At 69.2% G+C, this 20,054-nt stretch carries 19 protein-coding genes; 11 read left to right on the top strand and 8 right to left on the bottom strand.

The window, feature by feature from the left end; genetic code table 11:
• Positions 1-9 precede the first annotated feature (9 nt).
• The 7 genes from ACEN96_RS17870 to ACEN96_RS17840 all read left to right on the top strand — a co-directional run bounded on the left by ACEN96_RS17870 (position 10) and on the right by ACEN96_RS17840 (position 8,270).
• Positions 10-990 carry a nucleoside hydrolase gene (locus ACEN96_RS17870; RefSeq protein ID WP_495584420.1) on the top strand — a complete coding sequence of 327 codons (981 nt, stop codon included), beginning with the start codon at positions 10-12 and terminating at the stop codon, positions 988-990.
• A 26-nt stretch (positions 991-1,016) separates the two neighbouring features.
• Entirely contained in the window at positions 1,017-2,339 is a 1,323-nt protein-coding gene (locus ACEN96_RS17865) for a TRZ/ATZ family hydrolase (protein WP_495584419.1), read from the top strand.
• Positions 2,340-2,447: 108 nt separating this feature from the next.
• Positions 2,448-3,593, top strand: coding sequence for an ABC transporter substrate-binding protein (locus tag ACEN96_RS17860; protein WP_495584418.1), 1,146 nt, complete (start codon positions 2,448-2,450; stop codon positions 3,591-3,593).
• 350 nt (positions 3,594-3,943) lie between these two features.
• A complete protein-coding gene (locus tag ACEN96_RS17855) occupies positions 3,944-4,222 on the top strand; it encodes a hypothetical protein (RefSeq protein WP_495584417.1) in 279 nt (92 codons plus the stop codon).
• A gap of 106 nt (positions 4,223-4,328) precedes the next feature.
• Complete coding sequence (locus tag ACEN96_RS17850; protein ID WP_495584416.1) at positions 4,329-4,997, top strand: response regulator; 669 nt, start codon at positions 4,329-4,331, stop codon at positions 4,995-4,997.
• Entirely contained in the window at positions 4,990-7,092 is a 2,103-nt protein-coding gene (locus ACEN96_RS17845; RefSeq protein WP_495584415.1) for a sensor histidine kinase, read from the top strand. Before ACEN96_RS17850 ends, ACEN96_RS17845 begins: the two co-directional genes overlap by 8 nt.
• 77 nt (positions 7,093-7,169) lie before the next feature.
• On the top strand, positions 7,170-8,270 hold the full coding sequence (locus ACEN96_RS17840) for a YuxH family protein (RefSeq protein ID WP_495584414.1): 1,101 nt from the start codon (positions 7,170-7,172) through the stop codon (positions 8,268-8,270).
• Between the two features lie 85 nt (positions 8,271-8,355).
• Here the strand turns inward: ACEN96_RS17840 and ACEN96_RS17835 are convergent, their stop codons facing one another.
• Positions 8,356-8,877 (bottom strand): FKBP-type peptidyl-prolyl cis-trans isomerase, encoded by a 522-nt coding sequence (locus ACEN96_RS17835; protein WP_495584413.1) that lies wholly within the window; start codon positions 8,875-8,877, stop codon positions 8,356-8,358.
• Between the two features lie 92 nt (positions 8,878-8,969).
• Here ACEN96_RS17835 and ACEN96_RS17830 point away from each other — a divergent pair, with 92 nt between their 5' ends.
• From ACEN96_RS17830 to ACEN96_RS17820, 3 genes are all read left to right on the top strand, one after another.
• The gene (locus ACEN96_RS17830) at positions 8,970-10,097 is read left to right on the top strand and encodes a JmjC domain-containing protein (protein ID WP_495588636.1); all 1,128 of its coding nucleotides are present in this window, start codon (positions 8,970-8,972) and stop codon (positions 10,095-10,097) included.
• A gap of 57 nt (positions 10,098-10,154) precedes the next feature.
• The gene (locus tag ACEN96_RS17825; protein ID WP_495584412.1) at positions 10,155-10,676 is read left to right on the top strand and encodes a hypothetical protein; all 522 of its coding nucleotides are present in this window, start codon (positions 10,155-10,157) and stop codon (positions 10,674-10,676) included.
• Between the two features lie 157 nt (positions 10,677-10,833).
• On the top strand, positions 10,834-11,034 hold the full coding sequence (locus ACEN96_RS17820; protein WP_091724179.1) for a hypothetical protein: 201 nt from the start codon (positions 10,834-10,836) through the stop codon (positions 11,032-11,034).
• Between the two features lie 235 nt (positions 11,035-11,269).
• On the opposite strand, the gene bamC is transcribed toward ACEN96_RS17820, so the two are convergent.
• From bamC to ACEN96_RS17785, 7 genes are all read right to left on the bottom strand, one after another.
• Positions 11,270-12,427 (bottom strand): NlpB/DapX family lipoprotein, encoded by a 1,158-nt coding sequence (gene bamC / locus ACEN96_RS17815; RefSeq protein ID WP_495584411.1) that lies wholly within the window; start codon positions 12,425-12,427, stop codon positions 11,270-11,272.
• Positions 12,428-12,513: 86 nt separating this feature from the next.
• Complete coding sequence (gene dapA, locus ACEN96_RS17810; RefSeq protein ID WP_495584410.1) at positions 12,514-13,395, bottom strand: 4-hydroxy-tetrahydrodipicolinate synthase; 882 nt, start codon at positions 13,393-13,395, stop codon at positions 12,514-12,516.
• Positions 13,396-13,457: 62 nt separating this feature from the next.
• Positions 13,458-14,090 (bottom strand): class I SAM-dependent methyltransferase, encoded by a 633-nt coding sequence (locus tag ACEN96_RS17805; protein ID WP_495584409.1) that lies wholly within the window; start codon positions 14,088-14,090, stop codon positions 13,458-13,460.
• An 8-nt stretch (positions 14,091-14,098) separates the two neighbouring features.
• Positions 14,099-14,902: an SDR family oxidoreductase gene (locus ACEN96_RS17800; protein ID WP_495584408.1), complete on the bottom strand. Its 804-nt coding sequence runs from the start codon at positions 14,900-14,902 to the stop codon at positions 14,099-14,101.
• 22 nt (positions 14,903-14,924) lie between these two features.
• Positions 14,925-15,056, bottom strand: coding sequence for a hypothetical protein (locus ACEN96_RS17795; protein ID WP_495584407.1), 132 nt, complete (start codon positions 15,054-15,056; stop codon positions 14,925-14,927).
• A 52-nt stretch (positions 15,057-15,108) separates the two neighbouring features.
• Positions 15,109-16,329, bottom strand: coding sequence for an MFS transporter (locus ACEN96_RS17790; protein WP_495584406.1), 1,221 nt, complete (start codon positions 16,327-16,329; stop codon positions 15,109-15,111).
• Positions 16,330-16,363: 34 nt separating this feature from the next.
• Positions 16,364-17,806 (bottom strand): amidohydrolase family protein, encoded by a 1,443-nt coding sequence (locus tag ACEN96_RS17785; protein WP_495584405.1) that lies wholly within the window; start codon positions 17,804-17,806, stop codon positions 16,364-16,366.
• 257 nt (positions 17,807-18,063) lie between these two features.
• Between ACEN96_RS17785 and parE the strand changes: the two genes are divergently transcribed.
• Positions 18,064-20,052, top strand: a complete 1,989-nt coding sequence (gene parE / locus ACEN96_RS17780; protein ID WP_495584404.1) for a DNA topoisomerase IV subunit B — start codon at positions 18,064-18,066, stop codon at positions 20,050-20,052.
• Positions 20,053-20,054 lie beyond the last annotated feature (2 nt).

Here is a 20,054-nt window from a genome sequence, read left to right as displayed (position 1 = left end):
AGTAGTCCCATGGACAGCACGAACGCGGCCACCGGCCGCATCCCGGTCCTCTTCGACACCGATCCCGGCATCGACGACGCGCTCGCGCTCGCGCTGCTGGCCTGCCACCCGCGCTTCGAGCTGGTGGCCGTCACGACGGCCTTCGGCAACGCGCCGGTCGAGACCACCACCCGCAACGCCCGCGGCCTGGCCGCGCTCTATCGCAAGGACATCCCCGTGGCCGCCGGCGCCGCGGGCCCGCTGCGCGACGAGCGCCGCCGCAAGGACGCCACCCACGTGCATGGCGACGACGGCCTGGGCGGCATGAGCGCGCGGCTGCCGGCGCCCACGCGGCCGCTGGATCCGCGTCCCGCGCACCAGCTGATCTGCGAGCTCGTCAACGCGCGGCCCGGCGAGATCACGCTGGTGGCCGTGGGCCCGTTCACCAACCTGGCGCTGGCGCTGGCGCACGACCCGTCGATCGCGGGCAAGGTGAAGCAGGTCGTCGTGATGGGCGGCGCCTTCGGCCTGCGCGGCCATGGCGGCAACGTCACGCCGGTGGCCGAGGCCAACATCATGGCCGACCCCGAGGCCGCCGACCGCGTCTTCACCGCCGCCTGGCCGGTGACCATCGTCGGCCTGGACGTGACGCAGGAAGCGATCATGCGCGAGTCCGCGCTCGAGCAGCTGCGCGGCCGCGGCGATGGCGCCGGCGAACTGCTCTGGCAGGCCACGCGCCACTACCAGCAGTTCTACGACGCGCGCGACGGCATCGGCGGCATCTATGCCCATGACGCGAGCGCCGCGGCGATCCTGCTCGTGCCCGAGGCCTTCACGCGGCGCGCCGGCCCGGTTCGCGTCGTGCTGGAAGGCATCGCGACCGGCCAGACGATCCAGGACTGGCGCGGCGAGCATGGCGCCGGCACGCCCTGGAGCGGTCACCCGGCGCAGCAGGTCTGCGTCGAGGTCGACGCGGCGCGCGTGCTGGCGCTGTTCGACGAGATCTTTTGAATTCTTGAGGATGTGAGGAGAACCCGATGACGACCCAAGCCGTGAAGCTGCTGTTGCCCCGCTGGCTGATCACCATGACTCCCGGCAGCCCGGTGCTCGAGCAGCACGCGCTGGCCATCGAGGGCGAGCGCATCGCCGCCGTGCTGCCGCGCGAGGAGGCGCTCAAGCGCTACGCCGGCGCCGAGCGCGTCGAACTCCCGCAGCACGTGCTGATCCCCGGCCTGATCAACGCCCACACGCACTCGGCGATGTCGCTGCTGCGCGGCGTGGCCGACGACCTGGCGCTGATGGACTGGCTCAACAACCACATCTGGCCGCTGGAGCGCCAGTGGGTCAGCGAGGACTGGACCTACACCGGCTCGCTGCTGTCGGCCGCCGAGGCGCTGCGCGGCGGCGTGACCTACCTCAACGACATGTACTTCTTCCCCACCGCGATGGCCCGTGCCGCGGTGGACAGCGGCATCCGCGCCGGCGTGTCGATCAACGTCATCGATTTCCCGACCGGCTACGCCGCCAACGCGCAGGACTACATCGCCAAGGGCCTGGCCGCCTACGAGCAGTTCAAGGGCGAGAAGCTGCTCGACTGGACCAGCGCGCCGCATGCGCCGTACACGGTCTCCGACGAGACCTTCATCCAGCTGCGCGAGCTGGCCGAGAAGTACGACCTGCAGATGCACTGCCACATCCACGAGACGCAGGACGAGATCGACGGCAGCCTGAAGCAGTACGGCGAGCGCCCGCTGGCCCGCCTGCACAAGCTGGGCCTGCTCAACGCGAAGATGATCGCGGTGCACATGGTCCACCTGAACGGCGAGGAGATCGACCTGGTCGCCAGGCAGGGCGTGCACCTGGTCCACAACCCGAGCTCCAACCTGAAGCTGGCCTCGGGCGTGGCGCCGGTCAAGGCGCTGGAGGCGGCCGGCGTCAACACCATCCTGGGTACCGATGGCGCGGCATCCAACAACCGCCAGGACATGTTCAGCGAGATCCGTGCCGCCGCGCTGCTCGCCAAGGGCGTGACCGGCGATCCGCTGACGGTCTCCGCGCGCACCGCGCTGGAGATGGCCACCGTGCGCGCCGCCAAGGCCATGGGCCGGGCCAAGGACCTGGGCACGCTCGAGGCCGGCAAGCTGGCCGACGTGGTGGCGGTGGCGCTGGACTCGATCGAATGCCAGCCGGTCTATCACGCCGATGCGCAGCTCGTTTACGTGGCCGGGCGTGAACATGTCACGGACGTCTGGGTGGGCGGACGGCAACTGCTGTCGAATCGCAACGTTCTGACTTTGGACACCCCGGCGCTGCTGGGCAAGGTCCAGGACATCGTCGCTAAGATGCGCGCCGGGCGCTGATCCCCCCTGAATGCGGGGGAGGGCGCCGAGGGGCCGGCGCCCACCCGCGCGCCGGCGTGCAGGAGACACGGCCGGCCGCTACCCGCGCGCCGGCGGGGACAGAACACCATGAGCAAGCCTTCCTGGAGCCGGCGCCTGAGCCGGCTCGCCGCTTCCGCCACCGCCGCGCTGGCCTTGGGCCTGGGCACCGCCGCCCACGCGGATATCCTGATCGGCCAGACGGCCGGCTTCACCGGCCAGGTCTCGGCCAGCGTCAAGGAACTGACGCTCGGCGCCCGGCTCTACATCGACCACGTCAACGCCGCCGGCGGCGTCAACGGCCAGAAGATCGACCTGCAGTCGCTGGACGACGGCTTCGATCCCAAGCGCGCCGCGGCCAACGCGCAGACGCTGATCGACAAGGGCGCGGTGGCGCTGTTCCTGACCCGCGGCACGCCGCACACGCAGGCGGTGATCCCGCTGCTGGAGAAGGCGCAGGTGCCGCTGGTGGCGCCCTCCACGGGCGCGATGCTGCTGCACAAGCCGGTGCCGGCCTATGTCTTCAACGTGCGCTCGACCTACCAGCGCGAGGCCGAGCGCGCCGTCCAGCTGCTGCTGGAGATGGGCAACACCCGCATCGCGCTGGTGCAGGTCAACGACACCTTCGGCGCCGACGGCGTGGCCGGCGCGATGCTCGGCTTCGCCGACCGCAAGGCCAAGCCGGTCGCCCATTTCACCTACGACCGCGAGAAGCCGGACGTCGCCGGCATGGTCAAGCAGCTGATCGCGGCCGATCCGCAGGTCGTGCTGCTGGTCGCGTCGCAGCAGATCACGGCCGACACGATCAACGGCCTGCGCGCCGCCGGCTCGCGCATCCTGGGCGCAACCCTGTCCAACAACGCCTCCAACGGCTTCGTCCAGCTGCTGGGCCAGAACGCCGCGGGCGTCATCGTCTCGCAGGTGTTCCCGAGCGAGCGCAGCACCAACCTGCCGCTGGTGCGCGAGCTGACTGACCTGGTCAAGGCCAAGCCGGCCGAGAGCGGCGGCTTGGTCACGCCGGCCATGATGGAGGGCTTCGCCAGCGCGAAGGTGCTGGTCGAGGCCCTGAAGCGCGCCGGCAAGGACGCGTCGCGCGCGAGCCTGCTGCGGGCGCTCAACGGTATGTCCCGATATGACCTCGGCGGCATGGAGCTGAGTTTCAGCCCCACCGACCATACCGGCACCAATTACGCGGATATCGCGATCATCGATCCCCGCGGGAAATTCCTGCGCTGACGCGCGGAATTTCCTTTTCCCCAGGAACGGGCGCCTTCGGGCGCCCGTTTTTGTTTTCCCTCATCGGTGGACCGGTCGAACGGGTCTTGCGGCGCCGGTTTATCACGACTGAGTCCGTGCATTTGGCGCATTACCGCGAAATGCTCAATGACACCCGCGCCCAGGGTTGACATCCGGATCGAAGGCACGGCCTTCCGATATGCGGGCATGCATGTTCGCTATTCATGAAATTCCCGATTGGGATTTCTCGAAAATAGCAACTCCAAGTCAATCCACACATTAATGAGTGATTAGCAAACTGATCGCAGTGGATGACACTGCCCCCAGAAGTTTGCGAATGAATTTTTGCCATGAGAAACATCTACGCGGTCTCGATCGGTCTGACGCTGGCGGGGGCAAGCTGCCTGCTGATCGACAGGGCCGACCCGCCGCTGCCGGGTCATCACACATTTGAACTTACTGGAATTGGTTATCTGCTCGTGAGCGGCGGCTTGATGCTGTTGATCACCTGCCTGGCGGCGAGCGCCGATGAATGGGTCAAAGGCCGATGGGGCCGGGCGTCCACCCATTCACCGGCGGAGGGAGGCGCCGTCCGCCGGGAATCCCCGCCCCCCACTGAATCCTGTTAGCTGGCGTTTTTTGGTTTACTTGCTTCGGTGATTGTCCGATTCCTCTCGCTCGCGAAACTGTGTCCGCCCTCGGGCAATGGGAAAACGAGCGAGAAGGAGCCAACGAATGAGTATTGCCGTCGTGATCATCGAAGACGATCCGGCCGTCATGAAAAGGCTGGTGGATGTGATTTCGAACAGCAGCTTCTGTGAGGTGGTCGGTATCGCCAAGAATCGCGGCGAGGCCATCGCCGCGATCCTGGCGAACCGCGCCGACCTGTATGTGGTCGACCTGGGGCTGCCCGACGTCGACGGCGTCGAATTGATCCGCCTCATCAAGGACAAGTGTCCGGAGTCGCGCAGCGTGGTGGTCAGCACTTTCGGCGACAGCAAGCACGTGATGCGCAGCCTGCGCGCCGGGGCGAGCGGTTATCTGCTCAAGGACGAGATCCAGCCGGCGATGGTGGACAAGCTGGTGAGCGCGCATAACGGCCAGGCGCCGCTGAGTCCGGCGGTGGCGCAGCTGGTCGTCGACCGGATCACGATGCTCGAGAACAACGAGCGCCCGCAGGTCGACCGGCAGAAGGTGCTGCGCGACCTCGGCATGGGCGAGCGCGAGTGGGAGGTGCTGCGCCACCTCGTCGAGGGCCTGCCCATCGTGGAGATCGGCCGGCGCCTGAGCATCTCGCATCACACCGTCAACCAGCATCTGCGCAGCGTGTACCGCAAGCTGGGCGTGAAGTCGCGCGCGATGGCGGCCAACGCGGCGCGGCTGCATGGGCTCATCGATGAATAGTCCCCGGCGCGGGTCGCTGAAGACGGTGTTCTTCTGGCTGACCTTCTCGATCCTGTCGGTGCTGGTGATCGCCACCAGCAGCCTGGCGACGCGGGTCTACCGCGTCGAGGCGGCGCAGGACCTGGAGATCGTGGCCGTTGGCGCCGATTCGCGGGACGCCGGGCCGGAGGCGGCGCGCCTGCGCGGCCGCCGCCTCATCGACGAGGCGCGCATCGCGCTGCCCTATGTCCATGACCTCAGCCAGGTGCCCGGACTGAAGCGGGCGAGATTCCGCATCGACCTGGACCGCTTCCTGGCCCGGCCGCTCCCTTGCTGCCAGGGCCCGCGCAGCGGCGCGCGCATTCCCGGCACCAGCCTGCTGATCAGCCAGGCGCTGGACGGCATGGACGTCTATCTGAACGGGGTCTGGGTCGCCGGCCTGCCCAAGTCCAATGCCGAGGCCCGCTACAAGTGGTACCGCCCGCTGCAGGTCCCGCTGGCGCGCCGTCTGCTGCGGTCCGAAGGCAACCAGCTGACGATCGAGCTCACGACCTGGGATCCGCATCTCCAGCTCGCGCCGGTCTACATCGGCGAGCTGGCCACCGTCTCCTACATCTTCGAGCTGACCAGCTTCATCGGTTCGTCGCTGGCCAACGCCTCCAATGTCTTCTGCCTGCTGGCGGGCATGTTCATGCTGGGGGCCTGGCTCGCCAGCCACAAGGATGGCGCGGTGTTCCTGCACGCGGGCGCGACGACGGTGCTGTGGTCGGTGCTGTTCACGCTGATCCTGCTGCCCTACGTGCCGGCGCCGATGATGCCGCTGTGGACCTGGGCCCAGTACGCCTGCCTGGGCGGCGTGGTGGGGGTGCTGACGCTGTTCATCTTCGCCTTCGTCGGCGAGCCGCTGGGCCGTGCCGGACGGGTGGCGCTGTTCAGCGCGGCGTCGTTCGCGGCGCTCGCGTATCCGGTGCTGGGAACGCGCGGCCGCGAGTGGCTCGATGTCTACTGGCTGCCGGTGCTGCTGGTCTTCCATCTCTTCGCATGCTCGCGGCTGACGCTGCATGTCGCGCGCACCCGCTCGCGCACGGCGATGTCGCTGCTGTTCCAGTCGGTGCTGGCGCAGGTGTTCGCGCTGCGCGATCACAACGCGGTGGTGCAGTTGATCCAGTTCCCGATGTCGGACGCCGGATGGGCGCTCTCGCACCTGCTGGTGACGCCGATCTTCCTGAGCCACCTGAGCGTGCCGCTGCTGCTGTTCGTGGTCGCGCAGATCCTGCTGACCAAGTTCCAGGCGAACGTGAAACGCATCCGCGACCACAACCGCATCCTCAGCGACACCCTGCAGCAGCGCGAGCGCGAATTGCTGGTCAGCTACAACCGCCAGCGCGAGATGGAGAACGAAGCCGCCGCGCAGGGCGAGCGCGATCGCATCTACCGCGACCTGCACGACGGCATCGGCTCCAAGCTGGTGACGACGCTGTTCAGCGTGCGCGATCGCGACATCGACCATGAGCGGCTCGAGCTCCGGCTGATGGACGCGCTCAAGGACCTGCGCGAGATCATCTCGGTCACCGAGGTGCAGGAGCAGCGCACCATCCACGACATCCTCTTCACCTATTGCAGCAACCTCGACGAGGCGCTGTCGCGCGCCGACTTCCAGATCGAGTACGACATCCCCGAAGGGCCGGAGATCGTGCTGATGGACAGGCTCGCGAAAGAGGTGATGCGCATCGTCGAGGAGTCGGTGGCCAACACCATCAAGTACGCCCATGCGAGCCGGTTGTCGATCCGCATGGCGGTGCCGCGGGGCGAGCGGCTGGAGGTGCAGATCGAGGACAACGGCCAGTCGAGCGAGGCGCAGCGCGACGCGTCGGCCGCCAGGGCGGGCGCGGGCGCGGACGCGTGCGGTGATACGCCGCTGTCGGGCGGCACCGGGCTGGAGGGCCTGCGCCGGCGGGCCGGGCGCATCGGCGCGGCGTTCCATTTCGAGCGCACCGCGCAGGGCGCGAGGACCGTGCTGATGCTGCCGCTGTCGGCGCCGGCCGGCGGGGAATCCGCAAACGAGTCGGTCGCCGACTGTTCCCAGTCGGGCGCGGGCGAATTGCCACTGAGCTGAGCCATCGAACGCCGGCGCGATCCTGGAAATACTGACTGCCCGCCCGACACCCCGGGCCTGTCGTCGATGTCCAGGTCATGCACTCATCCCGTTCTTCCCGTGGCGGCGTCTCGCTGGCCCGGCTGCTGGTCCAGCCCGAATCCGCGTGCGTCCGCTTCGCGCGCCAGCCGGTCATCGACGGTTCCGTCGAGCCGATGGGCACCGAACTGCGCTTCCGCTGGAGCGGGGGGCTGCGCCGCGCTCCGCCGCCGCCCAGCCCGTACGCGACCAGCCTGCTGCTGAGCCAGGCGCTGCTGGATGGCGGCCTGGTGCATCGGCGGCCGGGATGCCTGTTCATCGAGATGGATGCGGTGACGCTGCTGAGCCCGATCGCCGACGTGCTGTGCGGCGAGCTCGGCGCGATCCAGTTGCCGGCGGGGGTGCCGGTGCAGGAGGCGACCACGCGCCGCGTCGCGCAACTGCATGCGCGGGGCTACCGCTTCGCGCTGGCGGGCGTCAGCGCGCCGGACGACCCGCGCCTGGACTGGCTGCCGATGCTCTCGTTCGTGAAGCTGGACGTGGCGCTCGCGCCGGTGAGCGCCTGGGCGCCGGTTCAGGAGCGGGTCCGGCGAGGGCCAGCCGTCCTGATCGCGGATCAGTTGACCGAGCCGGGCGACTACCTGCGGCTCAAGGCGCTCGGGCTGCGGTACTTCCAGGGCGACCTGCTGATGCCGCCGCAGGAGGAAACCCCGCGCGCGCTGCCGAACTGCGACCTCGACACGCTGCAGCGCCTGTTCCGGCTGGCGCGGCAAGGCGCGCCGCATGAGGCGCTGGCGATGACCGCGGCGGCCGATCCGGCGCTGGTGATCCGGTTGCTGATGCTCCACCGCCTGCACGCGCGCGGCGCGGTGCCCCGCACCTTGACCGACACGCTGGCCGCCTTGCCGGAACCGGTGCTGATCGGATGGCTGCATGTGCTGCGCAGCAGCACCTTCGACCTGGGGCCGAACAGCCAGAGCTGGTCGCACGCGGTGCGCGAGCAGATCTACAACTACCGCGCGCGTCTCATCGGCGCCCGGGTCTGCGACAGCCCGGCGGAATTGGAGGCCAAGGTGTTCGATCTCTACCGGCGCCTTTGCTCGCGGGAGCCGGTGGTGCCGTCACCGAGGCCGCTCCTGGGCAAGTCCACCGGGTCGTGAGGACGCGCCCTGCTGACGAGCGCTGAAACGACGAAGCCCCGCATCGCGGGGCTTCCGGGGAGGTGGGCCGCCAAGTGGGCAGCCGTCAGTGGATCGGCTCGTCCGGGCCCGGCCCGGCGGCGATGCTCAGGCCTGAGTCGCCCAGCGTGCCGGCTTCGATCTCTTCCTCGGTGGCCTCGCGCACGTCGTGCACCGTCACGTGGATGCGCAGGCCCACGCCCGCCAGCGGATGGTTGCCGTCCAGCACCACGTGTTCCGGATAGACCTCGGTCACCGTGTAGATGCGGTCGGCCGGCATGTCCGGGGTCGACGAGCCTTCGGGCAGGCCCTCGAACTGCATGCCGACGTCGACGTTCTCCGGGAACACGTCGCGCGGCTCGAAGCAGACCAGGTCGCTGTCGTAATCGCCGAACGCGTCCTCGGGCTCCAGCGCCACGCTGACTTCGTCGCCGGCGGCCTTGTCGGCCAGCGCTTCCTCGACCTTCGTGAACAGGTCGTCGCCGCCGTAGAAGAACTCCATCGGCGGGTCCAGCACCTCGACGGATTGGCCTTGGGCGTCCTCGAGTCTCCAGGTCAGGGAGACGACGCAGGGGGCAGTGATTTGCATCGCGCGATTCTCTCAGACAATGCGCGCCCATGACCTCCACGTCCAAGACCCCCACGAAGCCCGCGACGGCTTCCACCGCGCGTGCCGCCGGCCTGGCCATCGACGCCGCACTGCCGCTGCTCGGCGGCCTGAGCCCGGCGCAGTTCATGAAGCGCCACTGGCAGAAGCAGCCGCTGCTGGTGCGCCAGGCGCTGCCGGGCGTGCAGCCGCCGATCGACCGCGCCGGCCTGGCGCGGCTGGCCGCCAGCGACGAGGTGGAGTCGCGCCTGGTCTCGCGGCAGGAGGGCGATCGCTGGACGCTGCGCCAGGGGCCGATCGCGAAGCTGCCGGCCTGGGGCAAGCCGCAATGGACGCTGCTCGTGCAGGGGCTGGATCTGCATGTGGAGGCCGCGCATCAGTTGCTGAGCCAGTTCCGCTTCGTGCCGGAAGCGCGCCTGGACGACCTCATGCTGTCCTATGCGAGCGACGGCGGCGGTGTCGGGCCGCATTTCGATTCCTATGACGTGTTCCTGATCCAGGTCAGCGGCAGGCGCCATTGGCATGTCGGCCGGCAGGGCGTGGCCACCACCGGCGAGCTGCGCGACGACGTGCCGCTGAAGGTGCTCGCCGACTTCGAGCCGGAACAGGACTTCGTGCTGGAACCGGGCGACATGCTGTACCTGCCGCCGGGCTGGGCGCATGACGGCGTGGCCGTCGGCGGGGATTGCATGACCGCGTCGGTCGGTTTCCGTTCGCCCTGGCGCGGCGAGCTGGCCAATGAGCTGCTGGTCCGCCTGACCGACGACGAGGAAGCGCCCCGCGGCGACCGGATGTACGCCGATCCCAAGCAGGCGGCGACGAGCGAGCCGGGCCGGATTCCGGAGGCGCTCACCGCGTTCGCGCGCGAGGCGGTGCTGAAGGCCGTCGCCGAACCGCTCGCCCTGGAGCGCGCGCTCGGCGAGGCTCTGACCGAGCCCAAGCCGCGCGTCTTCTTCGAGCCGGGCGGGGCCTTGCCGGCAGGCGAGGGCGCGCGTCTCAGCCCGCGCACGCGCATGATGTACGACGCGGCGCATGTGTTCATCAACGGCCAGTCCTTCCGCGCCGGCGGCCGCGACGCCACGCTGATGCGCCGGCTGGCGGATGGGCGCACGCTCGGCGCCGCCGACGTCGCGCGCCTGAGCGAAGGGGCACGCGAGCTGCTGGACCAATGGGCCGAGGACGGCTGGGTGCTGCCCGCCTGAGTGCGTGCCATCGATCCGCCCTCGCCAGGATTCACCAGGATTCATCAGGAGCCCGCCATGTCTTCGGAACCCACGATCCCGGAAACCCTGAAGCCCGGACTCGTCGAGACGCCCGAGGAGGTCCGGCAAATGCTGCGGCAAGCGCTGCTGCTGGCCGCGGAGCAGGGCGGTCGCGAGCAATGCTGGCTCGCTCCGGATTTCAGCGCCTGGCCGCTCTCCGATCCCGCCCTGCTGGAGGCCTTGCGCGGCTGGGCGCTGCCCCACCGCCGGCTGCGGCTGCTCGCTGCTGACTACGAAGCGGTGCGCCGCGTCCATCCGCGTTTCGTCCAGTGGCGGCAATTGCACGATCACGTGGTCCAGGCCGGCGCCTACGACCCGGCCGATCTGCTGCAGCGCAGCACCCCCTCGCCGCAGGCCTTGCTGCTGGCACCCGGATTGCTGACGTACACCCTGTGGACGCCGGCAAGGGCGTCGCTCTCACTGCGCGACACCCGCGAAGAAGCCATGGCGCACGAGTGGTTTGACGCTATTGAGCAACGTTCTGCCGCTTCGTTCGCCAGCAGCACCCTAGGCTTGTAAGGAGATTACAAACTGGTGGCTATAATTGCTGGCTAGGCGAGGGAAGCGCTCGAGGTTTCTCGCGTCTTGGTCTGCTGAAGTTCGTACTCGTACTCTGGTACGACTTCATTAATTACCGGTAATTGATTGTTCGTCTAAAAGTTACTTGAGGACAAGTATGAAAAAGTCGATCCTGATGGCCTCCCTGCTGGCCGCTGTTGCACTGACCGCTTGCGGCAAGAAGGAAGAAGCCGCTGCTCCCGTGGCGACGCCCGCTCCGGAAGCTTCGGCTCCCGCCGTTGAAGCCTCGGCCCCGGCCGTTGAAGCTTCGGCTGCTGCCTCGGACGCTGCTGCTCCCGCTTCGGCCGCCAGCAACTAAGACGATCTCTCGTCCTGAAAAAGCCGCATGGGTTCGCCCATGCGGCTTTTTCTTTGCTGGTGTGTTTCCGACGAGATCCCGCCGGCCGCTCCATCCCGCATTTCGCGCGCGGCTGGTATTTGACTGGATACTCCCGCCCTCGAAAATGCCCATGAAAAACGCCACCCTCGGGTGGCGTTTTGTTTTGCGCAAAGCTGCAATTAGATGGCGTACGACACGCCATCAAAAGCCGGTCTCAGCGGACGTCTTCCATCAGCAGTTGCAGGATGCGCTTGGCCATCTCGTTGGTCTGCTGCTGGCCCTTGTCGTCCAGGACCATGACGGTGGACTTGCTGGCGTCCGACTTGACCGACACGCGATAGCGGACGGCGCTCGACGCGCTGGTCGCGCCGAACAGGCGCTGGAAGAAGTTCGGTTCTTCCTTGCCGGCCTGGTTGGGATCGGCGTAGCGCAGGAAGAACAGGCCCTGCTTGCGGTCGCGGTCCTCGATCGTGAAGCCATGGCGGTCCAGCGACTGGCCGACGCGGCGCCAGGCGCGGTCGAAGTCCTCGTTGATCTGCAACTGGTCCGGCACGTCGGCCAGCGAGCGCGGCACCTTGCCGTTCGGGGTGTCGAGCGCCGGGGCCGGCTGCTGGGCCGTCGCGACCATGGTCTTGGCGTCTTCTTCCTTGCCGCCGAGCTTGAGCATCAGGCGCGAGGTCATCTCGGCCTCCAGCTCCGGGTCCGACGGACGCGGCTGCCAGCCGGTGTCGTCGCGCTGCGAGTTCGTATAGACCTCGATCAGCCCGCGGTGCGTCACGTAGATGTCGGTGCCGCCCTGCTCGTTGCGCTCCAGGCGCGTGCGATACCGGTCGCGCTCGCCGGTCGAGTACAGCGAGTCCAGCAGGTTGCCCAGCGTCTTGCGGATGAAGTCCTGCGGCAGCTTGGCCTTGTTCTCGGCCCAGTTGGTCTCCATCAGGCCGACGTTCTGGTCTTCGGTCTCGAGCGTGAAGCCGCGGTCCTGCCAGAAGGCCTTGATCTGCGGCCAGAGCTGCTCGGGCGGCAGCGGGCTGTGCAGCCAGCGGGCATTGCCCAGGCGGTGGAATTCGATCGAGCCGGCCTTGTCCAGCGCCACCGGGGCGGCGGCGGTGGTCGCGGCGCGCTGCGCGGCATTGGGCTGGGAAGCCATCTGCGCGGCGCTGATCGGGCCGGCCGGGCGGTTTTCCTTGGGCAGCTGGGTCAGGTCCGGCGGCACGTCCAGGCCGGTGGTCTGCTTGGCCTGGGTGCGGTAGTCGACCTTGTCGCCGGAGGTCATGCTCTCGAACGTGCTGCACGCCGTCAGCGAGGCCAGCGCCATCAGGCAGGCCACGCGCACCGGGGTGGAGGCGCCGTTTTCAGAAAGGGGACGAGTCACGCTGGAGATCTCCGAGGTAGGTCACTGCGGCCCGCGGCCGCTGGGAAGAAAGGGATCGAGCCGCCGGCCAGGCCGGCGGGCGGTGATTAGAGCAGGCCGGCCTCGCGCAGGGCGCCCTCGACCTGCTGCTGGCCGGCGGCCGTCAGCGGGGTCAGCGGCAGGCGCAGGTGGTTGCCGCAGCGGCCCAGCTTGTTCAAGGCCCACTTGGTCGGGGCGGGGCTGGGTTCGCAGAACAGCTGCTTGTGCAGGCCCAGCAGCTGGAAGTGCAGGGCGGTGGCCTCGCGGGCGCGGCCTTCGATCGCGGCCATGCACATCTCGTGCATCGCCTTGGGCGCGACGTTGGCGGTGACGCTGACCGAGCCATGGCCGCCCATCAGCATCAGCGCGATGGCGGTGCCGTCATCGCCGGAATAGATGCGGAAGCCCTTGGGCGCGTGCTTGATCAGCCAGGCGGCGCGCTCGATGTTGCCGGTGGCGTCCTTGATGCCGAACACGCCGGGCAGCGAGGCACAGCGGATCGTCGTCTCGGGGCTCATGTCCGCGACGGTCCGGCCCGGCACGTTGTACAGCATCATCGGGATGTCGACCGCCTCGGCGATCGCCTTGAAGTGCTGGTAGATGCCTTCCTGCGACGGCTTGTTGTAGTAGGGGACGACCGAGAGCGTGGCGTCGGCGCCGACCTGCTTGGCGAAGCGGCTCAGCTCGATGGCCTCGGCGGTGGCGTTGGCGCCGGTGCCGGCCAGTACCGGCTTGCGGCCCTTGACGTGCTCGACGGCGACGCGGATGACCTCGCGGTTCTCTTCCATCGAGACGGTCGGCGATTCGCCCGTCGTGCCGACGACACCGATGACGTCGGTGCCCTGGTCGATGTGCCAGTCGATCAGGCTGCGCAGCCCATCGAAGTCGATGCGGCCGTCTTCGTGCATCGGCGTGACCAGCGCGACGATGCTGCCAACAATTGCGTTCATTGAGGATTCCTCGTGATCGGCGGATTCTACTGAAGCGCCGGGGCGCTTCCGGGGCTGCGTGCTCAGCGCAACTGGAAGCGCGGGTAGACCCCAGGCGCCGCGGCGGGCGCCGGCGGTTTTTCGCGAACGGCAGCAACGCGCTGGACATAGCGCCCGTTGACGCCGCCATCCCCCGGGCCGGTCTCGCCGGCGTCGAGGAAGCCGTCCTCGTACGCCACCACGCGCAACCCGCTGGCGGCCGCGAGCAGTTCGCCGGGGCGCAGCAGGAATTCGGGCCGCGCGGGCCGGCCGATGCTCTGCTGGCCGTCGGTAAAGGTTTCGTAAATCAGCCAGCCGCCGGGCGCGACGGCCGCGACGATGCGCGGCAGCAGCGGCCGCCACAGGTAGTTCGTGACGATCACGACATCGAAGACGCGGCCCGCCAGCGGCCAGGGGCCCTGCTCGAGATCGGCCTCGATCAGCTCGACCCGCCCGGACACGCCGGCGAGTCCCTCGAGCGCCGCCGCGTCGCGGTCCACGCCGGTGACCGCGACGCCGTCGCCGGCCAGCAGCCGCAGGTGGCGGCCGGAGCCGCAGGCCAGGTCCAGCGCGGTGGCGCCGTCTCGGTCACGCCAGGCCTGCGACCAGCGCAGCACCCAGTCGCTGGGGAATCCGGCCCCATGCCCGCCCGCGCGGGCGCCCAGGATCAAGCTCATGTCCACGTTCATGCCGGGCGCTGTTCCTTCTTGAGGGCCTTCATGGCCATGCGGTCGACCATCGTCGGGGCCAGCAGCTTCAGCCAGCGGCCCAGCTTGCCCTTGGTGGTCATGACGATGTCGCGCTCGCGGGCGAGGGTGCCGTCGAGGATCAGCCGCGCGCATTCCTGGACCGTCATCGCGCCGCGTTCGTCCAGGCTGCTGAGCCCGGCGGCCTGTCCCTGCGCATTGAAGCCGCGGTGGCGGATCTGCGTGTCGACCACGCCGGGATAGGCGATGGTGACGCTGACGCCGTGAGCGGCGACCTCGGTGCGCAGCGCCTCGAAGAAGCCGGTCATCGCGAACTTGCTGGCGGAGTAGGCGGTGCGGCCGGGGATGCCGAGCAGCCCCGCCAGGCTGGAGACCGCGACGATGCGGCCCCGGCTTGCCTTGAGCGCGGGCAGCGCCGCCTGGGTGCACCAGGCCGAGCCCCACAGGTTGATCTGCATCAGGCGCTGGTACCAGGCCAGGTCCTTGACCTGATCGAACAGCGCATGCGCCGACATGCCGGCGTTGTTGACCAGCACGTCGATCGCGCCGAAGGCGCCGAGCGTGGCGCGCACCAGTTCGCGGCAGTCCTCCTGCGACTCGACGTCGCAGCGCTGCACCAGCGTGCGGGCGCCGAGCGCCTCGCAGTCCGCGGCCACCTTCTCGAGCTTGTCGACGCTGCGCGCCGCCAGCACCAGCGAGAGCTTGACGCCGTCGCGCCGCGCCCATTGGCGCGCGAGTTCGGCGCCGATGCCATCGGACGCGCCGGTGATGATCACGACCATGTTGTCTCCGTTCCCCTTGTCGTCAGAAGCAGGCCCAGAATGCGTCGCCCAGCTGCTGCATCAGCGAGGGCTGCGCATAGGACAGGAACACCAGGGCGAGGGCCAGCAGCGCGGCGGCCCAGCCGGCCAGGCGCCAGAGTCCGCGCCGCGTCATGCCCGCTCCATCGGCCGTCTCTCCCAGCGCCGCCGCGATCGGCCCGGCGTCATCAGGCCGCGGCCGGCGCGCCGTGGCGCGTGATGGCGGACTCGCGCACCGGCAGGTTGGCCAGCATCGCCATCACGCCCAGCGCGATCGCGAGGTACCAGACCACGTCGTAGGAGCCGGTCGCGTCGTAGAGCTTGCCGCCCAGCCACACGCCCAGGAAGCTGCCGATCTGGTGGCTGAAGAACACGAAGCCGCCCAGCATCGACATGTGCTGCACGCCGAAGATCTGCGCCACGATGGCGTTGGTCGGGGGCACGGTGGACAGCCACAGCACGCCCATCACCGCCGCGAAGACGTAGACGCTGGCCGGCGTCAGCGGCACGTTGAGGAAGATCGCGATCGCGATGGAGCGCAGCAGGTAGATCGACGACAGCAGGTAGCGCTTGGGCAGCTTCTGGCCCAGCGTGCCGGCGGCGTAGGTGCCCAAGACGTTGAACAGGCCGATCAGCGCCAGCGCGTTGGTCGCGACCTGCGGCGTCAGGCCGTGGTCCTTCAGGTAGCTGGGCATGTGCACGCCGATGAACACGACCTGGAAGCCGCAGACGAAGTAGCCCAGCATCAGCAACTGGAAGCTGCGGTAGCCGAAGGCCTCGCGCAGCGCCTGGCCGATGCTCTGTTGATGGCCGCCATGGGCGGCGTCGCGGGCCGGCTCGCGCAGGCCGAAGGCCAGCGGGATGATCAGGCAGGCGGCGATCGCCAGCACGAACAGCGCGTTCTGCCAGCCGCTGTAGCCGATCAGCCAGTTCTCGACCGGCACCATCAGGAACTGTCCGAAGGAACCCGCCGCCGCCGCCACGCCCATGGCCCAGGAGCGGCGCTCCGGCGCGACGTTGCGGCCGATCACGCCGTAGACCACGGCATAGGTGGTGCCGGACTGCGCCAGGCCGATCAGCAGGCCGGCGCTGCCCAGGAAGCCGGCGGCCGTCGAGGACAGCGCCATCAGCGCCAGGCCCGCCGCGTAGAGCAGGGCGCCGGCCACCAGCACCCGCATCGCGCCGAAGCGGTCGGCCAGCATGCCGGCCAGCGGCCCGGCCGCGCCCCAGGCCAGGTTCTGGACCGCCAGCGCCAGCGAGAAGGCCTCGCGGGTCCAGCCGCGGTCCATCGTGATCGGGGTCAGCCACAGGCCGAAGCCGTGGCGGATGCCCATCGACAGGGTGACGATGGCGGCGCCACAGATCAGCACCTGCCGCATCGACAGCGTGCGCGTGGGGGAGGGGGACATCGGGATCGCGCTCATCCGGCCAATGTAGCGGCGACTACCGGGTGCCGGACCGCGATGCGGGTTTCCCCGAAGTCTTCTTCGCTGACTTCGAGGCCGCCTTCTTGCCGCCCCATTTCTTCTTGGACGCGCCGGACGAGTTCAGCGCGTTGTTCTCCTCGCCGGCGGTCGCGGCCACGTCCTCCAGCTGCGTCAGCACGCGGCCCTGCTTGATGCGCAGCAGCGGCTTGTCCAGCGCGGCCAGGTCCTCCAGCGGATTGCCGGCCAGCACCAGGAAGCTGGCCTCGCAGCCGGGCTGGAAGCAGCCCAGCTTGCGCTGCGGGAACAGCGCCCGGGGCGTGTCGACGCTGGCCAGGCGCAGCAGCGCCGCCTTGTCGAGCACGCCCAGCTGGTCGAGGTGGTGCAGCTCGTTGAGCGCGTTGCCGGTGAACAGGTCAGAGCCCACCAGCAATCTCGCGCCGGCCGCCTTCAGGCGCTCCAGGTTCTGCTTCTGGACCGCCTCGATGCGCGCCAGCAGTTCCGGCGCCGGCTGGAACAGCTGCGTCGCGGCCGTGGCCGTCACGATGCCGACCTTCTTCTCGGCCGCCAGCGCGGCGACGTCGGGCGGGATCAGGTGGGTCTCGGGCGCCTCGCCGTGCTGCGGGAAGTAGCCGGGCAGCTCCGCGATGAAGTCGGCGCCCGCGCGCACCGCGGCGGCGAAGTCGGCGGCGCTCTCGATGTGGACCACGACGCGGCGCTGCTCGGCATGCGCGCGGCGGACCACCTCGGCCACGACCTCCGGCGTCACGCCCAGCTTGCCGCGCAACTCGGGCTGCTGGCGCAGCTCGGGGCGGTCGTGGTAGCTCATGATGACCTTCACCAGGTCGCTGTGCCGGCCGGCGATCAGCGGCCACTTCTGGCCGACCTGCTCCGGCGTGTCCATGATCAGCACGGCCTTGTCGACGATCTGGTCCAGCGCCATCGGCGGCGTGCCGGACTGCAGCATCGCCAGCGGCTGGCCGTCGGACGAGGTGATGCAGGCGGTGGCGAACAGCACGTCCGGCGTATCCGCCTGCGCGACGCGGCCGCGGATCGGATCGATCGAGGCCGGGTCGGCGCACAGCATCGCGGCGTAGAACACGCCGTCGCGCAGATAGTCCTGCCCGAACTTGTCCAGTCCCCAGGCGCCCTGCAGGTTGTGGTTGTGCGCGTCGGCCAGCGGCGCGACCAGGGTCTGGCCGCGCAGCTCCAGCAGCCGGTTGACCTTGCGCGGGCGCTTCTCGACGAAGCGGCCGTCCTCGACGTACAGCGAGCCCGACTGCAGCTTCTCCCCGTCGAACCAGCGCGCATGGCGCAGTTCCATCGCCATCTCGGGGCTGGCCTTGTAGTTGTCGGCCAGGGCCGGACTCGCCCCGAGGAGGGTGGCCAGCGCCACCGTCAGGGGGGCCAGCAGGGGGCGCAGGGACTGGAGCAGACGGGTCGGGGGGAGCGGGAGCGACATCGGACCGGCGGATTCGGGAGCCGCGCGGGCGCGGCGAGCGGACAAGCGGCGGATGCTACGACAGCGCCCGTTGGCCTTTGGTGCTCGATCGGTAACTGGACGTGCCGCCGCGGCCACGGCCGTGCGGTCAGCGCGCGCTGCTCCGGGAAAGCCCTCGAGCCCTTTCGCCGGGGATTCCCCCGGGGATTCCCCCATGGGAACGACTGCTGCCACGGGGCGCTCCGGAGCGTCACCGGCGCTGCATAGAATCCCGCCCCATGGCAACCAAAGCAGTCACCTCTCCCGGCAGCTACGGCGAAGGCTCGATCCGCGTCCTCAAGGGCCTGGAGCCGGTCAAGCAGCGCCCGGGCATGTACACCCGGACCGACAACCCCCTGCACATCATCCAGGAGGTGATCGACAACGCGGCCGACGAGGCGCTGGCCGGACATGGCAAGCGCATCGCGGTCATCCAGCACACCGACGGCTCGATCACGATCGAGGACGACGGCCGCGGCATTCCCTACGGCCTGCACCCCGAGGAAGGCGTGCCGGTCGTGGAGATCGTCTTCACCCGGCTGCACGCCGGCGGCAAGTTCGACAAGGGCGCCGGCGGCGCCTACAGCTTCTCCGGCGGCCTGCACGGCGTCGGCGTGTCGGTGACCAACGCCCTGGCCAGGCGGCTGCAGGTGACGGTCTACCGCGAAGGGCAGGTCGCGACGCTGGCCTTCTCCGGCGGCGACGTCGTCGAGCCGGTGGCCACGCGCAAGGCCGATCTCAAGGCCGGCGATCGCAAGCAGGGCACGACGGTGCGCGTCTGGCCCGATGCGAAGTACTTCGAGAGCGCCGACCTGCCCAGGAACGAGCTGGTCCACCTGCTGCGCTCCAAGGCCGTGCTGATGCCCGGCGTCACCGTGACGCTGACGCAGGAGAAGAACGGCGAGACGCAGACCTGGACCTACAAGGGCGGCCTGCGCGACTACCTGATGCAGTCGCTCCCCGCGGATCCGCTGATCCCGCTGTTCGAGGGCGAGCAGTTCGCGACCGCCTCCGAGAGCGAGAACTTCGCCGAGGGCGAGGGCGCGAGCTGGTGCGTGGCCTTCACCGAGGAGGGCCAGGTCATGCGCGAGAGCTACGTGAACCTGATCCCGACGGTGGCCGGCGGCACGCATGAATCGGGCCTCAAGGACGGCCTGTTCGGCGCGATCAAGGGCTTCATCGAGATGCACGCCCTGGCGCCCAAGGGCGTGAAGCTGATGGCCGAGGACGTGTTCTCGCGCGCCAGCTTCGTGCTCTCGGCCAAGGTGCTGGACCCGCAGTTCCAGGGGCAGACCAAGGAGCGGCTGAACTCGCGCGACGCGCTGCGGCTGGTGTCGGCCTTCGTCAAGCCGGCGCTGGAGCTGTGGCTCAACCAGCACGTGGAGCACGGCAAGAAGCTGGCCGAGCTGGTCATCAAGCAGGCCCAGACCCGCCAGCGCGCGGCGCAGAAGGTCGAGAAGCGCAAGAGCTCCGGCGTGGCCGTGCTGCCCGGCAAGCTGACCGATTGCGAAAGCACCGACCTGCTGCACAACGAGCTGTTCCTGGTCGAGGGCGACTCGGCCGGCGGCTCGGCCAAGCTGGGCCGCGACAAGGAGACCCAGGCCATCCTGCCGCTGCGCGGCAAGGTGCTGAACGCCTGGGAGGTCGAGCGCGACCGGCTGTTCGCCAACAACGAGATCCACGACATCTCGGTGGCCATCGGCGTCGACCCGCACGGCAAGAACGACGAGCCGGACCTGTCCGGCCTGCGCTACGGGAAGATCTGCATCCTCTCCGACGCGGACGTCGACGGCGCCCACATCCAGGTGCTGCTGCTGACGCTGTTCTTCCGCCACTTCCCCAAGCTGATCGCCACCGGCCACGTCTACGTGGCGCGGCCGCCGCTGTTCCGCGTCGACGCGCCGGCGCGCGGCAAGAAGCCGGCCGCCAAGCTGTACGCGCTGGACGAGGGCGAGCAGACCGCGATCCTCGACAAGCTGCGCAAGGAAGGCGCGCGCGAGGGCAGCTGGAGCATCAGCCGCTTCAAGGGCCTGGGCGAGATGAACGCCGAGCAGCTGTGGGACACCACGCTGAACCCCGAGACGCGACGCCTGCTGCAGGTGCGCTACGGCGACCTGGACATCGCCGACACCGAGGGCGCGATGAACAAGCTGATGGGCAAGGGCGAGGCGGCGGCGCGGCGTGAGCTGATGGAGCTGCACGGCGACGCCATCGAGATCGACGTCTGACC

It is taken from the genome of Roseateles sp. Mitsp63, assembly GCF_059491535.1.
The sequence above is the reverse complement of the archived record's forward strand: the minus strand, read 5'-3'. Positions and strand labels throughout refer to the sequence as shown.